Source organism: Phycisphaerales bacterium AB-hyl4, from assembly GCA_041821185.1.
Lineage (GTDB): Bacteria > Planctomycetota > Phycisphaerae > Phycisphaerales > Phycisphaeraceae > Natronomicrosphaera > Natronomicrosphaera hydrolytica.
In genome coordinates this window covers 121,681-127,873 of sequence record JBGUBD010000010.1, presented here as the reverse complement: position 1 = coordinate 127,873, position 6,193 = coordinate 121,681, and the positions used below count along the sequence as shown (strand labels likewise).

5 protein-coding genes and 1 pseudogene are annotated in these 6,193 nt (G+C 63.7%); 2 read left to right on the top strand and 4 right to left on the bottom strand.

Annotation, left to right across the window (positions count from 1 at the left end):
* The 3 genes from ACERK3_15375 to ACERK3_15365 all read right to left on the bottom strand — a co-directional run.
* On the bottom strand, positions 1-222 hold a 222-nt coding region (locus ACERK3_15375; GenBank protein ID MFA9479668.1), incomplete at its 3' end, for a flagellar cap protein FliD N-terminal domain-containing protein.
* A 183-nt stretch (positions 223-405) separates the two neighbouring features.
* Entirely contained in the window at positions 406-1,344 is a 939-nt protein-coding gene (locus ACERK3_15370; protein ID MFA9479667.1) for a sulfotransferase, read from the bottom strand.
* Positions 1,345-1,371: 27 nt separating this feature from the next.
* Positions 1,372-2,193: a hypothetical protein gene (locus ACERK3_15365; GenBank protein ID MFA9479666.1), complete on the bottom strand. Its 822-nt coding sequence runs from the start codon at positions 2,191-2,193 to the stop codon at positions 1,372-1,374.
* A gap of 322 nt (positions 2,194-2,515) precedes the next feature.
* Here ACERK3_15365 and ACERK3_15360 point away from each other — a divergent pair, with 322 nt between their 5' ends.
* Positions 2,516-3,379: a LuxR C-terminal-related transcriptional regulator gene (locus ACERK3_15360; protein ID MFA9479665.1), complete on the top strand. Its 864-nt coding sequence runs from the start codon at positions 2,516-2,518 to the stop codon at positions 3,377-3,379.
* 43 nt (positions 3,380-3,422) lie between these two features.
* Here the strand turns inward: ACERK3_15360 and ACERK3_15355 are convergent, their stop codons facing one another.
* Positions 3,423-5,018 carry a cation:proton antiporter gene (locus ACERK3_15355; GenBank protein ID MFA9479664.1) on the bottom strand — a complete coding sequence of 532 codons (1,596 nt, stop codon included), beginning with the start codon at positions 5,016-5,018 and terminating at the stop codon, positions 3,423-3,425.
* Positions 5,019-5,175: 157 nt separating this feature from the next.
* Between ACERK3_15355 and accD the strand changes: the two are divergent.
* Positions 5,176-6,119, top strand: a pseudogene (gene accD, locus ACERK3_15350) (acetyl-CoA carboxylase, carboxyltransferase subunit beta).
* Positions 6,120-6,193: the final 74 nt, after the last annotated feature.

The following is a 6,193-nucleotide window of genomic DNA, read 5'->3' as shown; positions in this document are numbered from 1 at the left end:
GAAGCTGCGGAAGTTGCGATTGGTGGTAAAGCCGTTGGCACTGAGCTTGACCGCCAGCAGCTTGGCATTGACCTCGCGAAGGGCGTCCTGCTGGGCGCTGAGGCGGTCGTTGCGCTGCTGGATCAACATGAGGGGTCGGCGTTCGACCGCCATGAGCTGGTCGATGATATCCGCCGTGGGCAGGCCTGACATCAATCCCGTGCCGAGTGAAATACCACTCATCGTTTTTATCCCTGGGTCGGCCCGGCGACGCGTCCAGTGTGGACATGCGCGCTACGAACCGCTGAGGATTTATCGGCTAATACAACCGCTCAGCACAGAAGAAACACCTTTGTAGTGAAAACAGTTTGATAACGGTTGCCGATGTAAACATCGTTCACCCATCGTTCACTGCGTGACCGTCGTTCATTCATCCCAGAACGACAGGTCCGTGTCGATGAACTCGGCGAGGCGGTCATTGTGGGGTTTGAAGTAGTCGATCAGGCGGAGGCGGGTGTCGGCGGTCATGGGTGGGGGGGTGAATTGCCTGGTGATGCGGCGGGCGCGTGGGGTACGGCGGAGCAATTGGTAAGCCGCGTCTTTGCCAGCCTTTGGCAACAGTCGGCCGACGGTTCGGGTGATGGGGTTGGCTTTGAGGGGGGCGAAGATCTGCCCGCGCACTCGGCCGTCGACGGTGCGGGCGTTGCGGTACCAGCTGGTGTCGAGCTTCGCGAGGTCGGGCCCGATGTCTTCAACGCCGAGGAACCGGCAGACACGCGAAAGCGTCGCCGCGGTGTCGCCTGCCAGATCATCGTTCAGCAGCACCAGAAACGAGTCACGGCCGAAGTAGGGCAGGTACTGCTCGATCTGATCCATGTACCGACTGGAGTTGATGCATACCGGGTCGCGCTCGATGTGCTCTTCAAACGTCGCGGGCACGGGCTCGTGGCGATAAAGCTCCTTCGTGACCCGGTGCACGTAATGCGACCACGCGCGCTCGACCGGATGGCGGAGGATGTAAATGAACCGCGCTCGCGGCAACGCCTCGGCCAGCCGGGGCACGGCCTGCGGGTACTCCGGCCAGCGGGTGTAAGAGGTCGATGCCTCGACGCACACCTGGCCGGTCAACGCGTCGGCGAACAGACCGCGATACCAGTCCATGCCCCTGGCGAAGTTTTCATCGTGCGAGAAAAACTCCGGCTCCTTGATGGCGCTGACGAACACGCTCGGATGTCGACGCAGATACTCGGCCAGCGCGGTGGTGCCCGCCTTGGCGGCGCCGATGATGATCACGTCCGGCAGTCGGCCGGCGAGCGTGCCGCCGACACTGGCTTCGGGTGATGATGATTCAGATGACTCACTCAACGCGTCCCACTCCTTTCAAGTCAAGATTCAACGAACGGCGTCGAGCACGGGGCCGAGCTGATCGTACATACGATATTCCGGTTCGAGGCGGTCTCGAAGGCGTTCGACGTCATGGTCGTCGACTTCGACGGTGAAGCCGCTGCCTTTGGCGCGGTGGTGGGTCAGCGTGTGGCCGAGCGTCTGGCTGAGGCGGGCGAGGCCTGCGTCGAATGCTTCGGTGGTGAGGACGCAGGAGCAGTCGGCGACGGCGTCGGCGGCCTCGGCAGGATCGAAGCGGGGGGAGAACATGTAGACCTGGCGCAACAGGTGCTCGCGCGGCAGGCGGTCGATGAAGTCGGCGAAGCTGTTGCCAAGCCAGTGGCCTTCGCGAAGCAGAACGGGGCGGGTGGGTTCGGTAGCCTGGAACTCGCGGAGCATGCGGTAATGCGAGATCACGCGCTTCACCGGATCGCGCAGGCAGGTGATGGTGTAGGTCGCAGGCGGCAGGCTCAGCGCGTGAGCGGGCGTGTGAGAGAAGGCGAAGTAGTAGTGGCCTTGCTGGATGAGCCGCCACTGCCAGCCGACGAAAATTTTGTCGTCGAGCACGAGCCTTGGCAGAAAGCTTCGGGCGAGGCGGTCGTAGATCTGCGCGCCGTTTCGGCCGGTGATCGAGAGCATCGCCCAGCAGAGGCTTGTACCTGCGGTTTTGCGGATGTGATGAAAGTAGACACGGCGGTCATCATTAGCGATGCGATATCGGCTTGCCAATCGCTGGCAGCGTACGTTGCCTGGCAGCAGCAGGGCGCGCTGGCTGAGGTCTTTCGCCCGGCGTGGCAGTTCGCGGGCCAGCGGGCGTTGGAACTCGATCATGATTTGAACCTTCGCACGTCGCGTTGTGTCCCGGTCGCATGCGCTAACTTGGCGAGCATAGGCGGCCCTGTTCGCCGTGTCTGCGCCGGGCTGCACGTTTACTGGAGAAGGTAGGGGTATTTACTGCATGCCGTGACCGTGCCACCACCATGGCACAGTCATGTTCAAAAGGATCGCTTTTTTCATCGTAGTCGCAGAGGATGAAGCGTAGGCGCTTTTGATGCGCGACTCATGTTTGTTCGATTGCGGTGCAGGTCAGTTCTGAATACCGCGATCGAGCCAAAGTGCAATGGTTGTTGCACCACACTGGGGAGGTGTTGTTATGACGGGCCCACTCACATTCACGGACCAGGAGACGAGTTTTCAATCGGTCGATGGTTTTGCCGACCGCATGTTGCCCGGGGGCGACGCGGTGGACGCGATGCCGTGGTATTGGGTCGAGCGGTGTCTGGTCAGTCCACTTCACGGGGCACTGGTGCAGTCGGCGGAGTGCTCTGCCATGCTTGCCGAGGCGGACGTTGTCGCCGCTCGCGTTTACAACCCGCCGGGCTGGCGGGCGTGCGCTTATGTTGGCACGCCGGGGCTGGACCTCTCGCCGGCGCAGCGCGTGCCCTTACAGAGTTGGCCCGTTGCGAAAGGCTCGCTGTTTGATCGCTTGTCGGCCGTGGGCATTGTGGATCGGCCAATCACGCTGGAAGAGTTGTTCGTGGATGGACGTGATCCAGACAACACGGCGGCGAGCATTGGCATTGAGCCGACGCTGCGGCCGAGTTGTCGACTGACGGATGCGTTCGCTATCACGCTACCGATTGAAGGCGCTTGCCAGGCGGTGTTGCTGTTGCTGCGGCATCTCGAGCGCCCGGCGTTCGACGCGGCGCATCGTGATGCGGTCGCGGCTCGTCGGCCGATGCTGCGCGATGTGATGCGGCGCGGGTTACACGCTCAGCGTCCGCCTCGGCTGACGGCCGTGGCGATGCTCAACCGACTCAGCCCCACGGAGCGTGACGTGCTTGAAATGCTGCGTCGCGAGAGCACGGAGCGTGAGATCGCCAACCACTTCGGCCGATCGCCGCATACGGTACACGTTCATGTGAAGAGCATTTATCGCAAGCTTGGCGTTCACTCACGGCAGCAACTTCGATCCATGATGCGAACCATGTGCGACAACGACGAAATTGATATCTGATTTGTGATCGCGCCTTTGATGTCAACGCCCTGATGCCAACTCGTTACGCTTGCGCGTCTGCGGTCGCGGGGGATGTTTGCAGAAAGGTTTCCTCAAACCACGCCAGCGTCGCGTCAGCGCCAAGCTCCGATTCGATGATCGGAATCGCGCCATAAACCGCGAACCGTTCCGCCGCGTCCGGGCCGAACGTGCGCAACACGACCGGCACGTTCGCGTCCCAGAGGAATCGCAGCATGCGTTCATTGTCGGATGTGCGGCGCATGGTGGAGACAACCACCTTCGCGGCGCGGGCGCCGACGTCGCGGAGAATGATGTAGTCGGCTCCGTCGCCGCGCACCGCCTCGACGCCGCGCTGCCTTAGCCGGGCGATCATGCCCGGGTCGTCATCAACCACCACGACCCGGTGGCCGCGTTGTACCAATGCGTCGGCCAGCTTTTGTCCGTTCGTGCCGCAGCCGAGCATCAGCACGTGATCGCTCGGCCGAGTCTCGCGCCGCTCGCCACCGACCCAGCCATGCGGCAGACGAAGGCGCATCACCCGCCACGTGTTCGCGTCCGTCGCCACGAAGGGCGTGAGGATCATCGTCACCACCGTCACCAGCGCGACGATCGCGAACACATCCTCGGATACATGTCCCTGCTCAACACCGAGCAGTACGACTACCAGTGAAAACTCGCTGCACTGCGCCAGCAGCAGCCCGCTCTCGATCGACACTCGGCTGCTCAGCCCCACCCGCCGACCGACCCACGCCACCAGCGGCGGCGTCACCACCAGCACCAGCACCACCAGCGCCATCGCCAGCACCAGTTCCGCCGGCCCCAGCCACATCAGCGCTCCGCCCAGCGCCACGAAAAACACCGCGAGGAAAAAGTCCGCCAGTGAATTGACTTGTCCGCGAACGATGCCGTTGCTCGGAAACCCCGACAGCGACACGCCGGCGAGAAACGCCCCGGTCACCATCGGCAGCCCCATCCACTGCGACAGCCCCACGAACGTGAACAGCATCGCCAGCAGCACCAGCAGCAGGCTTTCTTCGTCGAGGTTGAGCTTCAGCATCAGCCAGGGTGTCACCCATCGCACACACACCCACGCCAGCAGCAGCAGCGCCGCCATGCCGCCCAATCGCAGGCCCACGACTTCCGGGCCGCCATCGACGCCGCTGAGCGCCGCGATTGCGACGATCACAAGGATGTCCTGCAGCAGCAGCACGCCGAGCACCAGCCTGCCGAATGGCTCGAAAAACTGCTGCCGCTGCCTGAGCAGGGTTACCACCACCAGCGTCGAGCTGGCGGTGAGCGCCAGGCCGATATACGCCGCGGTCTCCCACGCGAACCCGAGCATCCGTGCCACCGCGATGCCGACCACTGCCAGCACGATGAACTGTGCCAGCCCCACGACCAGCGCCGCCCGCCGTTGGTCGCCCAGCCGGTCGGGGTTCAGCTCCGTGCCCGCCACGAAGACCAGGAACGCCAACCCCAGCAGCATCGCGTCGCGAAGCAGCGCCTCGTCCGGCACGAGACCGGTCATTCGCAGCGTCAGCCCCGCCAGCACGAGCATCGGCACGCTCGGCAGCCGCAGCCACTTGGCCAGCGCAAGCCCCGCCGCCGCCGCCACCAGAATGTAAAGCACTGCTGTCATAAGGACTACGGCCCAAAGATCCGGCAAGACGAATCAAAAACCAGCGTTCAGCGGCCGCCCCGCAGGGGCGCTGTCCAACCACCAATCTTCAACCGCCAATCTTCAATTCTGCTCACAAGCCTGTATAATCGCGGAAATTACCGAGCCCGCAAATCGGCTGGCCCGCGTGCCGCCGCTATACTGCTCCGCCTTTACTGTATATCCATGGCCAACGATACCACGAGCACCGACATCCGCGACGCCAAGGCCGCCAGCCAGGCCCCGCCCAAGCCGCGCACCTGGCAGGACGTCGTCGACCCCGACCGCCGGGCCGACGTGCCCGAAGGCCTGTGGATGCGCTGTCCCAACTGTGGCACGATGCTCTACCGCAAGCAGGTCGAGCAGAACCGCCACGTCTGCCCCGACTGCGAGCATCACTATCGCATCGGCGCGGACGAGCGAATCGCCCAGCTGGTCGACCCCGGCAGCTTTGAGCCGATGTGGACCGACCTCGCCCCACGCGATGCGCTGGGCTTCGTCGATCGCATTCCCTACAAAGATCGGCTCGTCAAGGAGCAGGCCAAGACCGGCAACCCCGACGCGCTGCTGTGCGGCAAGGCGTTCGTCAAAGGCCGAGGCATTGTGCTCGCCGTGATGGACTCGCGGTTCATGATGGCGTCGATGGGGTCGGTCGTCGGCGAGAAGCTCGCCCGCAGCGTTGAACTCGCCTTGGAAAACGATCGGCCGCTGATCATCATCAACGCCTCGGGCGGCGCACGCATGCAGGAGTCGACGCTGTCGCTGGCGCAGATGGCCAAGGTCTCCGCAGCGCTCGCTCGGCTGGACGACGTGGGCGGCCTCTACATCTCAGTCCTCACCGACCCGACCACCGGCGGCGTGACCGCCAGCTTCGCCATGCTCGGCGACATCATCCTCGCCGAGCCGCGGGCCTACATCGGCTTCGCCGGCGCACGCGTCATCGCCAACACGGTCAAGCAGGAGCTGCCCGAAGGCTTCCAACGCAGTGAACACCTGCTCGAAAAAGGCTTCATCGACCGCGTCGTCCACCGCAAGGACCTGCGCAGCGAAATCAGCCGTGTGATCGACTATGCGGGCAAGTGATCATTTAGCCGCGGTGCTCGCACCTCGCTTGCATTGGCCACGCAAAACGCACCGCAGCGCCGCGAAAACCGTGG

What these genes read in the sequence shown, in the direction of transcription:
- ACERK3_15365 (MFA9479666.1), bottom strand. Translation starts at nt 2,193, where the DNA reads ATGATCGAGTTCCAACGCCCGCTGGCCCGCGAACTGCCACGCCGGGCG.
- ACERK3_15360 (MFA9479665.1), top strand. Translation starts at nt 2,516, where the DNA reads ATGACGGGCCCACTCACATTCACGGACCAGGAGACGAGTTTTCAATCG.
- ACERK3_15355 (MFA9479664.1), bottom strand. Translation starts at nt 5,018, where the DNA reads ATGACAGCAGTGCTTTACATTCTGGTGGCGGCGGCGGCGGGGCTTGCG.